The sequence below is a fragment of the bacterium genome, assembly GCA_024224155.1.
Lineage (GTDB): Bacteria > Acidobacteriota > Thermoanaerobaculia > Multivoradales > JAHEKO01 > CALZIK01.
Genome location: JAAENP010000005.1, coordinates 46,049 through 64,485 on the forward strand (window position 1 = coordinate 46,049; position 18,437 = coordinate 64,485).

General features: G+C 64.5%; 16 protein-coding genes. 8 read left to right on the forward strand and 8 right to left on the reverse strand.

The window, feature by feature from the left end:
• Position 1: 1 nt before the first annotated feature.
• The 7 genes from gyrA to GY769_00625 are packed head-to-tail and all read left to right on the forward strand — an operon-like array spanning position 2 to position 9,460.
• A complete protein-coding gene (gyrA, locus tag GY769_00595) occupies positions 2 to 2,521 on the forward strand; it encodes a DNA gyrase subunit A (protein MCP4200414.1) in 2,520 nt (839 codons plus the stop codon).
• 27 nt (positions 2,522 to 2,548) lie between these two features.
• Positions 2,549 to 3,142, forward strand: coding sequence for a CPBP family intramembrane metalloprotease (locus tag GY769_00600; GenBank protein ID MCP4200415.1), 594 nt, complete (start codon positions 2,549 to 2,551; stop codon positions 3,140 to 3,142).
• A gap of 31 nt (positions 3,143 to 3,173) precedes the next feature.
• Positions 3,174 to 4,556, forward strand: a complete 1,383-nt coding sequence (locus GY769_00605; GenBank protein MCP4200416.1) for a dipeptidase — start codon at positions 3,174 to 3,176, stop codon at positions 4,554 to 4,556.
• A gap of 7 nt (positions 4,557 to 4,563) precedes the next feature.
• Positions 4,564 to 5,136 (forward strand): class IV adenylate cyclase, encoded by a 573-nt coding sequence (locus GY769_00610; GenBank protein ID MCP4200417.1) that lies wholly within the window; start codon positions 4,564 to 4,566, stop codon positions 5,134 to 5,136.
• Positions 5,133 to 6,179, forward strand: coding sequence for an NDP-sugar synthase (locus GY769_00615; GenBank protein ID MCP4200418.1), 1,047 nt, complete (start codon positions 5,133 to 5,135; stop codon positions 6,177 to 6,179). Before GY769_00610 ends, GY769_00615 begins: the two co-directional genes overlap by 4 nt.
• Before the next feature lie 15 nt (positions 6,180 to 6,194).
• On the forward strand, positions 6,195 to 6,896 hold the full coding sequence (locus GY769_00620) for an HAD-IA family hydrolase (GenBank protein MCP4200419.1): 702 nt from the start codon (positions 6,195 to 6,197) through the stop codon (positions 6,894 to 6,896).
• On the forward strand, positions 6,893 to 9,460 hold the full coding sequence (locus GY769_00625) for a hypothetical protein (protein ID MCP4200420.1): 2,568 nt from the start codon (positions 6,893 to 6,895) through the stop codon (positions 9,458 to 9,460). Before GY769_00620 ends, GY769_00625 begins: the two co-directional genes overlap by 4 nt.
• A gap of 6 nt (positions 9,461 to 9,466) precedes the next feature.
• Here the strand turns inward: GY769_00625 and GY769_00630 are convergent, their stop codons facing one another.
• The 5 genes from GY769_00630 to GY769_00650 form a co-directional block, all read right to left on the reverse strand.
• A complete protein-coding gene (locus GY769_00630) occupies positions 9,467 to 10,723 on the reverse strand; it encodes an FAD-dependent oxidoreductase (protein MCP4200421.1) in 1,257 nt (418 codons plus the stop codon).
• An 11-nt stretch (positions 10,724 to 10,734) separates the two neighbouring features.
• The gene (locus tag GY769_00635) at positions 10,735 to 11,706 is read right to left on the reverse strand and encodes a metallophosphoesterase family protein (protein MCP4200422.1); all 972 of its coding nucleotides are present in this window, start codon (positions 11,704 to 11,706) and stop codon (positions 10,735 to 10,737) included.
• 8 nt (positions 11,707 to 11,714) lie between these two features.
• Positions 11,715 to 12,611: a radical SAM protein gene (locus tag GY769_00640; protein ID MCP4200423.1), complete on the reverse strand. Its 897-nt coding sequence runs from the start codon at positions 12,609 to 12,611 to the stop codon at positions 11,715 to 11,717.
• Positions 12,611 to 13,768: a methyltransferase domain-containing protein gene (locus GY769_00645; GenBank protein ID MCP4200424.1), complete on the reverse strand. Its 1,158-nt coding sequence runs from the start codon at positions 13,766 to 13,768 to the stop codon at positions 12,611 to 12,613. Before GY769_00645 ends, GY769_00640 begins: the two co-directional genes overlap by 1 nt.
• Before the next feature lie 85 nt (positions 13,769 to 13,853).
• A complete protein-coding gene (locus GY769_00650; protein ID MCP4200425.1) occupies positions 13,854 to 14,600 on the reverse strand; it encodes a DUF2064 domain-containing protein in 747 nt (248 codons plus the stop codon).
• A 150-nt stretch (positions 14,601 to 14,750) separates the two neighbouring features.
• On the opposite strand from GY769_00650, the gene GY769_00655 reads away from it, so the two are divergent.
• Positions 14,751 to 16,316, forward strand: a complete 1,566-nt coding sequence (locus GY769_00655; GenBank protein ID MCP4200426.1) for a radical SAM protein — start codon at positions 14,751 to 14,753, stop codon at positions 16,314 to 16,316.
• A gap of 32 nt (positions 16,317 to 16,348) precedes the next feature.
• On the opposite strand, the gene GY769_00660 is transcribed toward GY769_00655, so the two are convergent.
• From GY769_00660 to GY769_00670, 3 genes are read right to left on the reverse strand one after another with little or no spacing between them, the layout of a single operon-like run.
• On the reverse strand, positions 16,349 to 16,597 hold the full coding sequence (locus GY769_00660; GenBank protein ID MCP4200427.1) for a hypothetical protein: 249 nt from the start codon (positions 16,595 to 16,597) through the stop codon (positions 16,349 to 16,351).
• Positions 16,598 to 16,644: 47 nt separating this feature from the next.
• Positions 16,645 to 17,550, reverse strand: a complete 906-nt coding sequence (locus GY769_00665) for a formamidopyrimidine-DNA glycosylase (protein MCP4200428.1) — start codon at positions 17,548 to 17,550, stop codon at positions 16,645 to 16,647.
• 4 nt (positions 17,551 to 17,554) lie between these two features.
• Entirely contained in the window at positions 17,555 to 18,433 is an 879-nt protein-coding gene (locus GY769_00670) for a hypothetical protein (protein MCP4200429.1), read from the reverse strand.
• Positions 18,434 to 18,437: the final 4 nt, after the last annotated feature.

Here is an 18,437-nt window from a genome sequence, read left to right on the forward strand (position 1 = left end):
ACTGCTTCCGTTCGACGATTCCGTGGTCGTCGATATCGAAGATGAAATGAAGCGCAGCTACATCGATTACGCCATGAGCGTGATCGTGGGCCGAGCGCTGCCCGATGTTCGTGACGGTTTGAAGCCGGTCCATCGGCGAGTTCTCTACGGCATGTGGGAGAGCGGCAACCGCTCGAACCGACCGTACAAGAAGTCGGCTCGCATTGTCGGTGACGTCATGGGTAAGTACCACCCCCATGGCGACTCGGCGATCTACGACACGGTAGTGCGTTTGGCGCAGGACTTTTCCATGCGCTATCCACTGGTCGACGGTCAGGGCAACTTCGGATCCATAGATGGTGACAGTGCGGCGGCGATGCGCTACACCGAAGTTCGGCTCACGAAACTGGCCGAGGAGACCCTGCGCGAGGACATCGACAAGGAAACCGTAGATTGGGTGCTCAACTACGACGGCTCACTGCAGGAGCCGGTGGTGTTGCCCGCCCGTGTCCCGAACCTCCTGGTCAACGGCGCCGCCGGTATTGCGGTGGGTATGGCCACCAACATTCCCCCGCACAACTTGGCGGAGATCATCGACGCGCTGGTGCTTCTCATCGACCAGCGCGACGCCGGCATGGAGGATCTGCTCCGGGTCGTTCCAGGACCGGATTTTCCGACTGCGGGATTCATCCATGGCAGACAGGGCATCCGCAATGCCTATGCCACCGGGCGCGGCAGCATCCAGGTGCGGGCGCGGGCGGCCATCGAGACCCGAAAGCGGGGCGACAAGCAGTCGATCATCATCACCGAGCTGCCGTACCAGGTGAACAAGGCCAGGCTGCTGGAGAAGATCGCGGACCTGGTTCATCAGAAGAGGATCGAGGGGATCACAGACCTGCGCGACGAATCCGATCGCGACGGTATTCGGATCGTCGTGGATATCAAGCGCGAACAGATCGCCGAGATCATCCTCAACAAGCTCTACAAGCTGACTCCGATGCAAACCACCTTCGGGATCATCTTGCTGGCGATCGTCGACAACCAGCCCAGGGTGTTGAACCTGCTCGAGATGCTCGAGCATTTCCTGGATCACCGCAAAACCGTGGTGGTTCGACGAACTCGCTACGATTTGCGCAAAGCCGAAGAGCGAGCTCACATCCTCGAGGGAATCCTCAAGGCCCTCGACCAGCTCGACGAGATCATCACCGCGATTCGTTCGAGCCGCACTCCGGCGGGGGCAAGGGAGCGCCTGATTGCCGAGTTCTCGCTGAGCGAGCCCCAGGCCCAGGCGATCCTGGACATGCGGTTGCAGAAGCTCACCGGCCTCGAGCGCGAGAAGGTGGTCGAGGAGTACAAGGAACTCACCGCTCTGATCGAGCGCCTCAGAGCTCTGCTTGCGTCCGACGAACTGGTCTTGGCCCAGATTCGCCAGGAGCTGCTCGAGATCCGGAAGAGCTACGGCGATCCGCGGCGTACCGAGATCATCTCCGAGAAGGAAGACATCACGGTCGAAGACATGATTGCCGACGAGAAGATGGTGATCACCGTGACCAATGCGGGTTACGTTAAGCGGTCCCCGCTGTCGCTCTACCGAGCGCAAAATCGGGGCGGTAAGGGTCGGCGGGGCATGGTGGCGAAAGAGGGCGACTTCGTCGAGCATCTCTACGTCGCCACCGCGCACAGCTACATTCTGGTTTTCACCGAAACGGGACAGGTCCACTGGCTCAAGGTTCACGAGATTCCGCAGATGGGTCCGGCCTCGCGAGGCAAGGCGATCGTCAACCTGCTCCACCTGGCCGGCGACGAGAGAGTCGCGACGACGGTAGCCGTGCGTGAGTTCACAGAGGACCAGTTCCTGGTTTTTGCGACCGAGAGCGGGACCATCAAGAAGACCGCGCTCATGGAGTACTCGCGACCCCGTGCCGGTGGCATTCGGGCGATCAACGTTGACGAGGGCGACCGGCTCCTGGGGGTCCGCATGACCGATGGCTCGAGGTCCATCCTGCTGGCAACGGCAAAGGGCTTCGCGATCCGATTCGCCGAGTCGGACGCCAGGCCGATGGGCCGGGCCACGAGGGGGGTGCGCGGAATCCGTCTCCGCAAGGACGATCGAGTGGTCGCCATGGAGTCTCTCGACCCCGAGGGCGGCGAGCTCTTGTCGCTGACCGCGCGTGGAGTCGGCAAACGCACCGTGGCCTCTCAGTACCGCATCCAGAGCCGCGGCGGCAAGGGGATCATAAACCTCAAGGTCTCGGAGAAGACCGGGGAGGTCATAGGCACTCGCCAGGTCGTGGCGAACGATGGCCTGATGTTGATCACCCAGGAGGGCAAGATCATTCGGATCGGAGTCGACGGCGTGCGCGTCAGTGGCCGCTCGACTCAGGGGGTCAAGCTCATGGACCTCGGTGCCGACGACCGGGTGGTGGCGGTCGCGAAGCTCGCCGAACGAAACGAGGGAGACGACCTCGCCGAAGGTGGAGAGGAAGAACCGGCGGAGCTCGCCCAGCTGACGACGACTCCCGCCGAGCCCGACGCCGAATAGGCCCCCGACGGCTCGAGTTGGCGCCAGTTGCCTGAAGACCAGCAGCCGATGCCGTCCGGTGCGCTCCTTCGCTGGGGCTCGTGGATCTATCTGGTGCTGGCGGTGGCGGCGGTCTTGTGGCTAGGGCTGCGCGATGGCTTGATTCCGATGGCCTTGTTTCTTGATCGCACGACCTGGCTCCTGGATCTAGCGGTTGGCGCCGCTGCAGCGGCCGCCGTGATCGGGCTCTGGCAGCTCGGGTTGCATCTGTTGCCGAGTGCTCGAGCGCTCGAAAGAACCATCGCCGAGACGGTCGGGCCGCTGAGCGGCGCCGAGGTTGTCACGCTGGCGGTTCTCTCCGGCTTCGCCGAAGAGCTCTTCTTCCGAGGTGCGGTTCAGTCCCAGTGGGGGATTCTGCCCGCGACGCTGTTCTTCGCTCTGCTTCATATGGGTCCGGGGCGGGAGTTCCGCTTGTGGACGGTATTTGCTCTGCTGGCGGGAGCTGCCTTGGGGGCTCTCATGATCTGGCGGGGCAACCTTCTGGCGCCGACCGTCGCTCATTTTTCGGTGAATCTAGTAGGGCTCTCACGTCTGCGGAAACTGACCCCGGCGCCACCAGAGCCCCCAGTTGACCTCTGCTAGACTGACTGCCGTTTTCTTGGAGGTGTGACGAATGGCGACAGATTCGAACGATGTGCTGACTCGCGTGGACGGCGAGAAGCCCGGATATCTGGGGCAGCTCAAGGACTATCTGCGGATACCTTCGATCTCGACCGACCCGGCCTACGCCGATGCCGTGCACAAGTGTGCGGCGTTCCTGAAAGCCCAGTTCGACGCTGCCGGTCTGGACGCGGAGATCATTTCCACCGAGCGCTATCCGCTGGTCTACGCGGAGTGGCTCGGAGCGCAAGGCAAACCCACCATCCTCTTCTACGGTCACTACGATGTGCAGCCGCCGGACCCGATCGAGGAGTGGCGCAACCCGCCGTTCGAGCCGACCGAAGAAGGCGACCTGTTGGTGGCCCGCGGCGCAACCGACGACAAAGGCCAGTCGTTCGCGCACATCAAGGCCGTAGCTGCGATGCTGGCGGAGCGCGGCTCACTTCCGATCAACGTCAAGTTCGTGATCGAGGGCGAGGAGGAATCGGGAGGCGAATCGATCGAGCATTTCGTACGCGAGAACGGCGCCGAGAAGTTGGCCTGTGACGCGATCGTAGTGTCGGATTCGTCGATGTTCGCGCCCGGGCAACCGTCGCTTCTATACGGCCTCAAAGGCCTTGCCTACATGGAGATTCGCGTAGACGGTCCGAACCGGGATCTGCACTCGGGGACCTTCGGGGGCGCCGTCGCCAATCCGGCGAACGCGCTCGCGTATATCCTCGCGCGGTTGCTCGACCAGAAGACCGGTAAGGTGAGGATCCCGGGTTTCTATGACGAGGTGTTGCCGCTCGAGGAGTGGGAGCGCGAGGCGTTCGCCGCGTTGCCTCATGATGACGACGCCTATCGCGAGGAGCTCGGAATCTCGGAGACTTTCGGCGAAGAGGGTTACTCGACGCTGGAGCGATCCTGGGCCCGGCCCACTTGCGACGTCAACGGCATTTTCGGCGGTTATCAAGGGGAGGGCGCAAAGACCGTGCTGCCTGGTTGGGCCGGTGCCAAGGTCTCCATGCGCCTGGTGCCGAATCAGGATCCCGACAGGATCGCGAAGTTGTTCGCAGACTATGTCGAGTCGATCGCGCCGGCGGGAGTGCGGGTTTCGGTGAGTTGGAATCATGGTGCCGGTCCGGTGCTGATCGATGCCGAGGGCCCGATTGTCGAAGCCGCCATGGCAGCGCAGGAAGATATTTGGGGCAGAAAACCAGTGCTGATTCGCGAGGGCGGCTCGATTCCGATCGTGGGCACGTTCTCAGAGGTTCTGGCGGTGCCGGTGTTGCTGATGGGCTTTGGGCTCAGCGATGACCGGCTGCATTCGCCCAACGAGAAGTTCAACATCAGCCATTTTTACAACGGCATCCGTACGACCGTGCGCCTGCTCGATCGGGTCGCGGAGATCTAGTCAGCCGGTGTCGCAGGAGAACAACGACCGCGCGACGGAAGGCACGGAAGAGCGCGAGATCAAGTTTCGCTGTGAAGACCTCAGCCGTTTGCGCGAACGCCTGATCGAGGCCGAAGCGGAAAGGGTCTCGGCTTCGGCCAAGGAGACCAACTGGGTGTTCGACCGAAAAGGTGACCTCCAGGAGCGCGGCGAGTTACTGCGAGTTCGCGCCCAGGGAACGGAGGCGCACCTCACCTTCAAGGGACCCGCGCGCTTCGAGGAGGGTACGAAGATCCGCACCGAGCGCGAGGTCGGGGTCGACGACCACGAAGAGGTAATCGCGATTCTTCGGGCGCTGGGGTACGAGATCAATCGCCGCTATGAGAAGTTTCGCGAGACCTGGCGGTTGGGTGGCGTCTCGGTGTGCCTCGACCATACGCCGATCGGCGACTTCGTCGAGTTCGAGGGCTCGAAGGCGGCCCAGGTAGCGAAGCGCTTCGGGTTTTCGCCCACCGAGGCCGAGCGCGGCAACTACCTCGAGCTCTACCGGGAGTACAGGCAAGACCATCCCGAAGCGCCCGAGGACATGGTCTTCCCTTGAAGCCGGCGCGTTTTCGGGCCGTCATCCTTGCTGCCGGGTTAGGCACCGGGCTCCGTCCGCTGACGCTTTCCTTGCCGAAACCCCTGCTTCCCGTGGCCGGCCTGCCGGTCTTGGGCCACACTTTGCAGGCGCTGCAAAAGCGTGGTTGCGAGGCAGCCGCGATCAATCTTCACTATCAAGGGGAGAAGATCGCCTCTCGGTTCGGCTCGGATTTCGAGGGCATGCCAATTCGTTACTCGCGCGAGGAGGAGATCCGGGGAACGCTCGGTGCTCTGGGTCCACTTCGAGAGTTTCTCGCCCCATCCGAAGTCGTGCTCGTGCTCAATGGCGACAGCCTCGCGCGATGGCCGCTTGCCAAGCTCCTTCGGCACCACCAGAAACACCAGCCAAGGGCGACTCTGATGGTTTCCTCGCGAGCGCGAGTCGGCGACTACGGTGGCGGCATCGGCATCGAGCGCGATGGCAGAGTGGTGTCGTTCAGAAAAACAGCCCCGGATGAGCCCCAGGAATCCAAGGAGACCAGGCGAAGGGTCTTTGCCGGCGCCCATGTCCTTTCGCCGGAACTCGTGGAGAGAGTTCCCCCCTCACCGTCCGATTTCATCCTCGACCTGTATCAACCATTGGTCGAGAGCGGTGAACGCATAGACGCCGTCGAGAGCTCGGACCTGTGGTTCGATCTCGGAACTCCGAGGCGCTATCTGCAAGGGGTCATCGGTTGGGCGGGCAAGAGCGGCTGGCGCCGGCGCGGTTGGTGGAGCTCGGAAGCCGAGGTGGACCCGGAAGCCTCGGTCCGAGGATCCGTGCTGGAAGCGGGCACCAAGATCTCTGCGGGCGCGCGGGTTCGCCGGTCATTGGTCCTCTCCGGGGCCTCGATCGGCGCCGGTGCCAGAGTTCGGGATTCGGTGATCGGCTTCTCGGTGAACCTGCCATCGGGTACGGTGGTCGAGAACCGCCTCGTCACCGAGGCACGCGCCGACACGCCGCCACACGCTAAGGCCTCGGTTGTCGGCGGACTGGTCTACGGTCCCCTCGGCGACGAATAGCGTAAGCTTGCCGGAGTGGCGGGGTCTCTTTACAGGCTGGTTGTATTCGATTGGGACGGCACACTTTTGGATTCGATTGCCACCATCGTGGGTTGCACGCAGGCGACGCTCGACGAGCTGGGATTGCCGCCGGCGGACGAAGCCAATATCCGCTCGGCCATCGGCCTGGGCATCCGCGAAACGGTGGATTCGTTCTGTCCGGGGTGTAGCGAGGAGACCTTCGGCAGAATCGTCGAGGTCTACCGGAGGCTCTGGTTCGGACGCTACGTCGACGAGCCGGTGCTGTTCGAAGGCGTCGAGGGATTGCTCGAAGGCCTTGCCGAGGAGGGTCGTTTGCTGGCCGTGGCTACGGCGAAGAGCAGGAGGGGGCTCGCCACTGATCTCGAGCGCACCGGCCTGGGCCGTTTCTTCCAGGCCAGCCGAACCGTCGACGAAGCGGCCAGCAAACCCAGCCCGGACATGCTTCTCGGCATCCTGAACGAGCTCGGCGTGCGTCCGGAAGAGGCACTGATGGTCGGCGACGCCGTCCACGATCTGCAGATGGCGACCAACGCGGGTGTTGCGTCGGTGGGTGTGGCCAGTGGCACCACGGCGCGGGACGTGCTGCTTGGTAGCGGACCCCTCGAGTGTCTCGATACGGTCGCCGCGCTGCCGGAATGGTTGGCGGAGAACGCTCTCGATCCGGTGCGATCTTCGCCGAAGGAGCTGGCTCGATGAAGAGAATACACGTCAGCGCAAGCCTGGTCGCGCTCCTGGCGCTCGCGGCCGTCATGGGAGGTGGGCAAGCGGGCGAGGCCGGGCAAGGAGCGGCGTCGCTGCAGGGCGCCGAGATCCACGAGCGGATCGAGCGGAAGGCCGGTCGGGCACGGGCGAATCCGCGCCCCTTCGATGCGCCCGATCAAGCCCTTGCCTACTATCGGGCCAAGCGTCTCGGATCGAGTGTTCGGCCCGATGGCTCAGCCGGTTTTGACTCAGTGCGTGCCTACCGGCTGGCGGAGGAGCAGGTCGCCCGGATGCCGCGTCTTCGCGTCAGTAGCAGAAGACCCTCCAAAGTGGCCAAAGCCGGGAGCTCCTTGGAGCTCGAGGCTGCGACCGCTTGGGAGTGGTTGGGACCGGGCAATATCGGGGGGCGCACGCGAGTTCTGGCGATCAACCCGAAGAGACCGAAGATCATGTACGCGGGTGGGGTCTCGGGCGGTATCTGGAAGAGCAAGAACCGCGGCAAGAGCTGGCAGCCGGTGGGCGACCGGCTCTCGAACCTGGCCGTCAATTCACTGGCCATGGACCCCGAGGACCCGAACACCCTCTACGCGGGCACCGGCGAGGGTTATTTCCGCGAGGTCGTGCGCCAGACGTCTTTGCCTCTGCGGGGCGGCGGCATCTTCAAGACCACGGACGCGGGCGCGACCTGGGAGCTCCTCCGGAAGACCCGCAAGGAGTCGTTTCAGTGGGTGAACGACCTGGTGGTCAGTCCGCGGGCGAGCGATCGAATCTACGCGGCGACTCGGAAGGGGGTCTTTCGCTCAACCAACGCCGGGCGAAAGTGGAAGAGGATCTTGAGATCCAAGGCTCGCGGCGGCTGTCTCGACCTGGTGCTATCGACCGCGAACGGTACCGATACGCTCTTCGCCTCCTGTGGCACTCTCGAGCAGGCGACCGTGCTTCGCAATCGCCGCGCGGAGGACAGCAAGGAGTGGCGGGAAGTGCTCTCCGAGCCAGGCATGGGGCGCACGTCCTTGGCCATTGCGCCCTCGGACCCGGACGTGGTCTACGCCCTTTCTGCCAGCAACGTGCCGGGCCCCGGAGGGAACTTCGAGCAAGCTCTGCATGCGGTCTTCCGTTCGACCGCTGGCGGCCTCGAAGGCACCTGGGAAGCACGATTGCGCAACAGCGGCGGGCGCAAGATCGACCGGGTCGTTCTCTCCAATCCGATTATTGCCTTCCTGGAAGAGTGCGGTTTTCAGGGTACCAATGGCTTTTTTGCCATGGGTTGGTACGTGAACCTGATCGCGGTCGATCCGGGGAATGCCGACCGGATCTGGGTAGGCGGGGTAGACCTTTTTCGTTCCGACGACGGTGGCGCCTCCTTCAACCCGGTGACCTACTGGTGGAGTGATCCGCCGATACCGAACTCGGTGCACGCCGACCAACACGCGGTGGTCTTTCATCCCAAGAACGGCAGGCGTCTGTACGCGCTCAATGACGGCGGCGTTTATGAGTTGCGCAACCCGCGAGTGGCCATACCGAGCGATCCGCTGGCGGTGTGCACTCCCGGGTCGAACGGGGGCGATTGGAAGTCGCTCAACAGAAACTACGGCGTAACCCAGTTCTACCACGGCACCGCGACGCCAGACGCCCGACGATTTATCGCCGGAGCGCAGGACAACGGCACAGTCCTGGGAGACGAGAGCTTCGGAGCGAACGGTTGGGTGACGATCTCCGGCGGGGACGGAGGCTATTCCGCGATCCACCCCGGCGACAACCGGATCATCTACGTCACCTCTCAGAATGGTCGAGTGCGCAAATCGATCGACGGCGGAGCCAGTTTCTCCGAGGCGATCGATGGCATCAGCGATCTCGAGACCAACAACACAGCGAGTTTCCGTGCCGTCGGCCCGAACTTCCTGTTTATTTCGCCACTCGTCATGGATCCGAATCAACCCCAGCGGCTGTGGCTGGGCGGGCGCCGGCTGTGGCGAACCGATGACGGAGCCTTGGGTTGGAGGGCGGCCTCGGCGCCGTTGTCGAGCGCCGGCAAGGTGAGTGCCGTCGCCGTGGCCCCGGGCCGGTCGGATTTGGTTATCGTCGGCACCGACAACGGCTGGATCCACACCAACGACCAAGCCACACTCGCCGGCAGCACCGACGACTGGCCGGGAACGAGACTGCGTTCCGGTTTCGTATCATCGATCGCCTTCGATCCGGAGAACCTGGACATCGTCTACGCGACCTACGCGACATTCAACGGCGAGCACGTCTGGAAGAGCGAGGATGCGGGAATGACCTGGAGCGCCCTGGACGGCAGCGGCGCGGGCGCGCTCCCGGATCTGCCGGTGCACTCGATCGTGGTCGACCCGGCCGAATCCGGACAGATCTTCCTGGGCACCGACCTCGGAGTATTTGCCTCTGCCGACGGCGGCTCGACCTGGGGTGTCGAGGCAAGCGGTCTGCCGCCGGCGGTGACCGAGTGGATCAGCTACATCGAGACCCCCGGTGGAGCCCGCTATCTGTTCGCCTTTACGCACGGACGAGGCGCCTGGCGCCTGCGCCTGGACGACTGATCCGGTCTAGTTTGGATCGGGCTCGGCGGCCGCCTCGGCCTCCGGCGCATCGAGCAGCTCGAAGACCTCGTCGACCTGCTGCCAGCCCAGTCGCATCAAGAACGACGGGTTGCGCCCGTAGGACTTGGCTCCAAGGATGAAGAAGTTGGGCTCGGGGTTGAGCAGGGTCTCGGCGCCCTGACTCTGCTGGTCGAGACAGTCTGCGCTCGACGATCCGGACGATCCGAGCAGGGCCGCCGCCAGCTTCATCGGTCCGTGGGTGGCATAGCATTCGTGAATCTGTAGCTGTCGGTAGAGATCGTGGTCGCCGACGGAGCCGGTTAGCGACAGGATCTTGTCGACATGGACGGTTTCGACCGTGCCATCCGTGCGGCGCAGGCCGACTGCGAACCGGTTTCCGTCGCGGCTGACGGATTCCACCACGACGCCGCTGATTGGGTGAATCGCCGGCGACTCGCCTGCCAGGAACTGGTGGGCCCGCTCGGCGAGCCGCGATCGCGCCGGCAGAGGGTCCTTCGGATCAACGTGCCAGCTGGGATGCTCACGGCGCAGAGCCCACACCACCGATGTGGCCGGCGCCTCCTCGGCGAGCTTGGCAAGGTCGGAGACCGCGGTGAGAGCCGAGTGGCCGGCACCGACCACAAGGATCGTCCGTCCGGCCCACTGCCCGCCTTCTGCCTCTAGATCGGGAATCGTGCGGCGGATTTGGTCGTCGAGCGGAGCCTCACCGGGGGCGGCAATGCCGCCGTCTCCCAGCGCATTGGGCTGGCCGTAGGAGCCGGTGCAGTCGAGCACGGCATCCGCTCTTTCCGTCCATTCGCGCCCGGAGGTGTCTCTGAGCAAGAGCCGAAATGGCCGTTCTCGGCGCGCTTCGGTCGCGATCTCCTCGTGCTTCAATAGGCCTTCCCGGCCGACGCTCACGACTTTCACTCCGGTGCGAAGATGGGGGCGGATCTGGGCCAGGTCACCGAGCGGTTTGAGCACGCGCTCGACGAGTTCCGCCCCGGTCGGGCAGGTGGAGTCGTTCGGATCGGGGAGCCCGACTCCCGCGGCCGAAAGTGCTCGACGCGCGCGCTGAGAAACGTCGTACGCCCAGGGCGAGAAGAGCTCGACGTGGCTCCAGTCTCGGACGTGACCGGCAACGCCTTCGGCGGCCTCGTAGAGGGTGAAGGCCAGGCCGCGCTCGGCCGCGGCCAGCGCCGCCTCGAGGCCCGTCGGCCCGGCTCCCAGAATCGCGATCGAGTGTGGCTTTGCGGCTCTCATCTGAGTTCGTCTCAATAGCGTGAGAGCGCGCGCTCTTTGGCCGGCAAGATCTCGAGACAGGTCGTCCACCAGCCCGTGGCAATGGTCTCGATGAACTCCTCGGGAAGCTCCTCGGCGCGCATTTCGATGATCAGTTTCTGATAGTCGTAGTCGAGCGGTTTCAGGGTGATCGAGACATCGTCCCCAGAGGCCTCGATCAGCGTATACCAAACCGAGGTCCGACCGTCGTTGGCGGGCCGTCCGATGACTCCGGCGTTGATGGCATCTCTGCCGGAGGGCAACCGGCGGTGCCAGTGCAGGCCGGTGTGGGTGAAGAGCAGGCCGTCGGCGCCTTCCTGATCGAGCAGTACCTCGAGAAACGGGTCCGGCGACGTCGAGGCGAAAAGAAACTCGTTGACCCTTCGCGGCGAGCCGTGAACCAAGAGGAACTCGCGGTTTCCGACCCAGACGCGCCGGCGGGGCGGAAGATCACCCATCCAGCGCTTGAACTCCGCCGAGGTCCTGGCCGCGGTGTAGCTATAGGAGATCTCGGCGAAGTGATTGTCGCGTGGGTCGGTGTATCCGCAGTTGCAGTCGTCGTGGCCGGCGGCAAGAGACTCCTCGTAGTTGCCCTGGATGGCGAGAACGCCACCCTGCTCCAGAAGCGGTCGAACTCTCTCCGGGCTCGGCCCGAAGCCGCCCAGATCGCCGAGGCAATAGACAGCCTCGACGGCATCGTCACGGACAGCCTGGAGCAGTGCTTCCAGAGCGCAGTGGTTGTTGTAGACACCACCAAAGACCGCGACACGAGTATAGGGACCCTCTACGGTGGTCGAATCCGGGCGCCGCGCGGCAAAGGCCCGTCTTTCCCGCTCGCGATCGGCGCCATCCAGAACCCGTCCGGCGTGGGCGGTGGCCTCGTGAAACCGGCCGAGCGGCACGAGCTTCTCGCCCCAGGTCGCCAGGCCGCGATGGGCAGTCAGCTTCTCGTCGTCGCGGTCCATGACGAATCTCAGGTCTTGCAGCTCACGCCGTAGACGTGACACGTCCAGCAGGCGGAGTGGGTCATGGCAAAGGCGTTCAGAGTGTCGGCCAGCTCTGCCCCCATCTTCCCGTCGGGCTCGTTGACCAGTATGGGACAGACCCAGACCCCCTGGTCGGTCACCATCCGGCAGCTCGAGCACTGGAGGTGGTCCCAGCTTCCCGGCTTGTCGCTGGTGCGCAGTCGCTGCCAGCTTTCGTAGGCTCCGGTGCGCTCGGCCTCGGCTCCGATTCGAAAGACCGGCAGCATCTTGAGCCGGGGCTTCTCGATGCCGAGCTCCGCCAGGAGAGCGAAGAATCGAGTCTTGCCCTCGATCGAGCCGTTGTCATCGTAGACCTCGGTCACGGTGATCACCGGGTTGAGCCCTGCTTTGAAGAGGTTCGAGATCCCCGCGAGAATCCGCTCGAAAGTGCCCGCCCCTCGAATCGGATCGTTAGTGGCGGCAGAATAGCCGTCGAGCGAGACACGAAAGTCTAGGGAGTAGCGGCAATCGCGAGCCATTCGAGCGAGCTTCCGGCAGCGGTCGGGGTTGAGCAGCAGCCCGTTGGTCAGGACCGTGGCCGGGCCGTACTCCAGGGTCTTCTCCAGGATCTGCTCCATCTCGGGATTCAGAAACGGCTCGCCGCCCGTGAAGTAGTACTCCTTGACACCCAGAGCAGAGCCTTCTTCGAGGTAGGGAACGATCTCGGCCAGGGACAGCGCTTCATGGGTATGGTTGGTCGGCGAGCTCGACACGAAACAGTGCGTGCAAGCCAGGTTGCAGACGGTTCCCGAAACCTGGAACCAGAGTGTGTCGAGAGAGCGCAACTCGACCCAGGGGGCGGTACTCGATGCCTCGGCCGGGGTCGCCGGCGACAAGTCGGGCATCAGCAGCAGCCGTCTCCGGGCTCACAGCACGGGACCGGCTCTGTCGTGACTTCGTAGTCCTCGCCCTTGGTCTCTCTTGGGTGGCGCAGCACGGTCCGGGAACAATCAAAGGGCTGTGCGGCGTCGAGCGGGATTTCCTCGAGAGGATCGATGAATTCGAAAGACTCGGCGTACGGCGCGGTCGAGTACAGCCGGTAGGTCTTGTCGCAGACCGCGTAGCGCCGACCGCGCTCCAAGCGGTGATCATCGTCGTCGAGGACTTCCTTGAACGGCCCCTTGTAGACCACGGCCTGGTTGCGTTCGAGGCAGGCGCCCTCCTTGCCCTTGAAGGCTTCGACGGTGAGCGAGCGAAACTCGAGCCCTTCGACGACGCGCCACGGGTTCCGGTCGCGCTCCAGGATGCGGATGCCGTGAAAGGCGGCCCGCTCAAAGGCCTCGAGGAAGCCATGCTCGGTGAAAGCGCCGGAGATGCAGCCGCTCCACAGCTCGGGGTCCTTCTGCATCTCGATTGGCACCGGCTCGTCGCTGACGATATCGGAGATCACCGCCCGGCCGCCGGTTTTGAGGACGCGGTAGATCTCCGCGAACAGCTTCTGCTTCTTTGCGTTCTCGACCAGGTTGAGGACGCAGTTGGAAACCACTACGTCCACCGACTCGTCTGTGACCAACGGCCGCTCCCGCCGAAGGTCGTCGGCTCGATGCTCTGCGGCGAACAGCGATTCGGCGTTGGTAATCGGTTGGGCGGCGAGCTCGCGCTCGAGCAGGTCCCAGTCCAGGGATAGGTCCTGAATGCGGCCCCGACGAAACTCGACGTTGGCGTAGCCGAGCCGTTCGGCGACCACGGGCGCCGACTCACGCGCGACTTCGAGCATCTCGGGCGTCATGTCGACGCCGATGACACGACCCTCCGGCCCGACCACCTGAGCGGCGATAAAGCAGATCTTGCCGGTGCCGCTTCCCAGGTCGAGCACGGTCTCACCGGGATTCAGATGCCGGCTCGGGTCGCCGCAACCATAGTCACGCTCGAGGACCTTCTTGGGAATGACTTCGAGGTATTGGGGATCGTAGTCCACCGGACAGCAGAGCTCGGCGACCTGGTTCTGGGCACCTTTTCGGTAACGATCCTTGACGACTTTTTCGACGTTCGCTAGAGCCATGATGCTCCACTCCTTCTTGATCTGAGGCGGCCTGAGGTTCTCCGGAGCCGGCAATTGGCTGCGGAAGCGGTGCGAGAAGAAGGAGCTAGCGTGGCGGTGCGCGGCCCGAAACGGTGGCCGGTATCGGTGCGTCGAAGGGCAAGAACGGGGCAGGCAACTCCAGGAGGAGTCGCTCGGCCAGAAGTCGAATGATGCGAGCGGCCTGGATGCGCCAGCGCTCTTCTCCGCGGCCACTCGCCAACCAGCGCTCCATGTCGGGCGCGCGGTCCAGGTCGGCCCGCGGCTCTAGAAAGCGGACCTTCCGGCCGACGGCCTCGATTCGGGCGCGAAGCGTCGCGCGAGTTCTCCCCGAACACCAGGAGACCCGTTCCCAATCGATCCCGTCCAGGGCCCCGTTGAATGCCAGCAAGTAGAAACCGCCGTCGATCGCGGGACCCAGGACGACGCTGTCGGGTTCGGCCTCGAGGCGCGCGAGCGACTCCTTCAGGACTCGGGTGCCGAGCCCGGGGGTGTCGGTGCCGACGACCAATACCGGCCCTGAGCCTATGGCGCGCGCGTGCTCGAGAGCGCCCGCGAAGCGCTCGCCGAAAGTGCGCCCGGCCTGAGGGACGAGTCGAACGTCTTCGGGCAAGTCGAGGCCTCGTGGACAGGAGACGACGATCCGGCAGCCCAGCTGCCGGCCGCAGCGAATGGTTTCCGCGAGGCTCTGTTGGTGAAACTCCGTTTCGACGTGGGCGAGCCGCCCGGGCAGAAGACGCTTGCGGCGGCTCTCCGGGCGAGGTCCCCGGGTCAGAACTAACAGGGTCGGCGTTTTCGTGTCGGCGACGATCATGGCGTCAGCAAGCTATACGGTATGAATTCGAGCCCGGATCTCTCGGCGCGAACACCGGCAGGAGACTCTATCCGACCCCTGGTGACGCGGGGGGCGGCTAGAATGACGACCAACGCCCGCCCGAGCCGCGGAGAGAAGCCCTTACCCCAGATGAGCCAGAACTGGAGCGCGCACCGCGCCGAAGAACGCCCGGTCGAGCGCTTCTCGCCCCACGGGCGCTACAGTCTCGCGCTGGCGTACGCCAACAGCTACCACCTGGGCATGTCGTCGCTGGCCCTCCAGCGCCTCTATACCCTGATTCACCGGGCAGAGGACTGGTCTTGCGAGCGCTTCTTCGCCGACGGCTCGGGGGAGCCGAGGTCGGTGGAGCTCGACACGCCGCTTTCGGCGTTCGGTGCGATCGCGTTCTCGGTCTCCTTCGAGGGCGACTACGTTCACCTGTTGCAGATGCTCGATCGCTCAGGGATCCCCCTGCGCCGCAGCCGGCGGAGAGCCGATGACCCCGTGATCATCGTCGGCGGAGCGTGCGCATCGATCAATCCCCTGCCGCTGGCCGAGTTCGTGGATGTTTTCGCCCTCGGCGCCGCTGAGAATCTTCTGCCCGAGCTCCTGCCGGCACTGGAGGAAGAGAGCCGCCAGGCGGTGCTCGAGCGGCTTGCCGGCAAGCCGGGATTCTTCATCCCCGAGCTCCACCATCCGGAAGCCACTCGAGATCGGGGCCCGGCGTTTCAAAAACTGGCCAAACTCGAGTTGAGCGCCGAGCAGATGCTCGAGCCGGGCCACCTGCCGACCACCGCGATTGTCACACCGCACACCGAGTTCGCCAACAAGTTTCTGCTCGAGATGTCTCGAGGCTGTCCCGAGAAGTGCATGTACTGCTGGGCGACCTTCGGCATGGGCCGCTTCCGCTGGCACCCGACCGAGTTCATTCTCGGAGCGCTCGCGGGGGCGCGGCCGGTCACCGACCAGCTCGGGTTCGTGGCCACTGCCGTCGGCGATCATCCGGAGCTCGAAAGGATTCTCCTGAGCGCCAACGAGCTCGGTTTTCGCACTTCGGTCTCCTCGGTTCGGATTCCGGCCGTGAACGAGAGCGTCCTCGCGGCCCTGGCCGCATCGGGCGATCGTTCGATCACCTTGGCCCCAGAGACCGGTAGCGACGAGCTGCGGATCAAGCTCAACAAGCCGGTGCCAAACAGGATGCTGCTTGACAAGGTCAGGCTGATCTTTCGCGCCGGATTCACCCAGCTCAAGCTCTATTTCATCGTCGGCCTTCCGGGTGAGACCGACAGCGACGTGGACGCGATTCTGGCGATCGCCAGACGATGCCGCGAGATCATGCTTGAAGAGTTGGCCCCATCGGGAGTCATCGGCAATATCCATCTCGGTGTCAACATCTTGATTCCCAAGCCGTATACCGGCTACCAGCGCGACACCGTCGAGGATCCCGCGGTTCTCAAACGCAAGCTCGGGGTTCTGAGGACCGGCGCGCGCAAGATCCCGAACGTCTCGATGACCACCATGCCGGTGCGCGAAGCCGTTTGGCAGGCCTACATCACCAAGGCCGGTTCCGACGCCGCCGATGTCCTGGAGCGAGCCGCCGAGGGCGCCGGTGCGGCCTCCCTGTTGCGCGAGTTTAGGCGGCGAATAGAACCCGTGGTATTCGAGCGCAGTCCGAGTGGCGAACGGCTTCGATGGCACTTCCTACGCGCCGGCTGAGTGAACGCGGGCAGCGGGAGACGGATCAGGGATCAGTCGCGGGGCGTGATGTCCTTCTCGGGGGGTTTCTCGACTTCCGGGACGGCTGTCTTGTCCTTCAGATTGGCGAGGAGAAGAGTCGCGGCGGCGAGGAGGATCTCGTCCAGGAAGGGAATCAGGTCCGGAATCAGGAAGTCGACAAAGAAGAGGGCGGCGGTGAAGGTGAAGAGCTGAGGGAACCGCAGGCGCGAAACCCAGCGGGTGAAGATCGTCTGCCCGACCTGTTTGGACGTCGTCGACATGATGGTCATCTTAGCGAACTTGCGTGGATTCGCCTTACCGAGACCGGCTAGAGGCGCCGCTCTTCGAGCTCTTCGAGCGTTCGGGGCCAGTCGTCCTTGAGGAGCTTGGACAAGACCCGATCGGCCAGAATCTTGCCCCCGGTCTGGCAGGAGGCGCAGTAGTTGGCCTCGTTGGATGCGTAGACGATGCGCTGCACGGGCGAGCCACAGGCCGGGCAGGGCTCCCTGTGTTTGCCGTGAACCGCCATTTCGGGGCGGAAGGCGGTGACCTTGGCGGGGAAGCCGTCCCGATTGCGTCTAGCTTCCTCGGTCAGCCGGGCGGTCCACTCGTTCAGAACGGCTCGAGTGGCCTCGAACAGGCGCGCGACCTCGTCCTCGCCGAGGTCGCGCGTTCGCTTGAACGGCGACAGGCACGCCCGATGGAGAATCTCGTCCGAGTAGGCGTTGCCTATCCCTGCCAGGATCCGGGGATCGGTGAGCGCGCGTTTGAGCGTGTGGCTCCTCGAGCGCACGGCCGAGGCGAAGGTCTCGAGGTCGGTGTCCAACACCTCGAGCCCGCCGGGGTCGTGCTCGGCGAGGGCCTCTTCGCCGGCGACGGCATAGAGGGATGCGCGCTTCTTCGATCCCGCCTCGGTCAGAACGAGGGTTCCGGGATCGAAGTCGAAAGCCGCGAGTCCCACTCGGCCGGGGATCTTCGCGCCGGGTGCTTTCCAGTGCAGCCGGCCTGCGATCATCAGATGGAGGACCAGAAAGAGGTCGTCTTCCAGGGCGAGGACGACTCGCTTTCCCAGACGGGTGACCCCGAGAACCGAACGCCCGGCGGTTTTCGACAGCGGTGGCTCCACCGACCGCAGAAGAAACGGGCTGGACAAACGCACACCCCGGAGTCGCGAGCCGGCTACCAGGGAGCGCAGCGCCCCCAGGTAGCTCTCAATATCCGGGAGCTCGGGCATCGTCTCAAGCGGCCGGAAGGAGCAGGCGTAGCGTGTCTTGCGCGAGTGATACTACGAGCGGCCGACCCGGCTCCCGAGCCAGGACGTCGCCGTCGATCTGGAAGGGAACCTCCGGCCCGGCTTTGAGTTTCACCTGCCGGGTCGGTTCGAGTGCGCTCTCGCGGAGCCTCAAATGGCGACCGAGGAGAAGGGAGAGGGCGAACCTTACCGCGCCTCCGCGTCCTCTTCCCGAAAAGAGAAAGAGCTGCAGCTTCCCGTCATCGGCGCGAGGCGTCAGCTTGAAGGGCCCGCCGTAACGAAGGATGTTCGAAGCGACAGCCAGGGTTACGCGGTGAGTTCGGGATTGCGACTCGACCTCGAAGACCGGGAACGGATACCTGACGAGCGAGCGCAGAATCGCCGGCACCACCGAGGCCCAGCCCAACCACTTCTTCTCCCGGGGCCGCAAGGACGCGATCAGGAAAGCGTCGACCCCGGCGGACGCCTGCATCAGAAAAGGGGTCTCGCCTGCCAGTCCGACGCCGAGGCGAGTTTCGCGGGCGCCGGCGTAGGCACGCGCGGCCCTGACCGGTCGTACCGGAACCCCGAGCTCCAGAGCCATGACGTTCATCGTGCCGGTGGGCAGGAAGGCGAGCGCGGTCTCTGAGCCGAGGATCCCGGCGGCGCATTCGCGCAGAGTGCCGTCGCCGCCAAGCGCAAAGACCGTTTCGACGCCTTCCGCTGCGGCTTCGCGGGCGCGGCTCTCGGCGTCTCCGGGTCCGCGAGTGGGAATCGGCGTCGCCTCGAATCCACTCTGTCGAAGACCGGCAAGCAGCTTCGCAAGAAGTGCCGGCGAACGCCGCTTGCCGGCGAGTGGATTGAAAACGACGACCGCGGACCTCAAGACG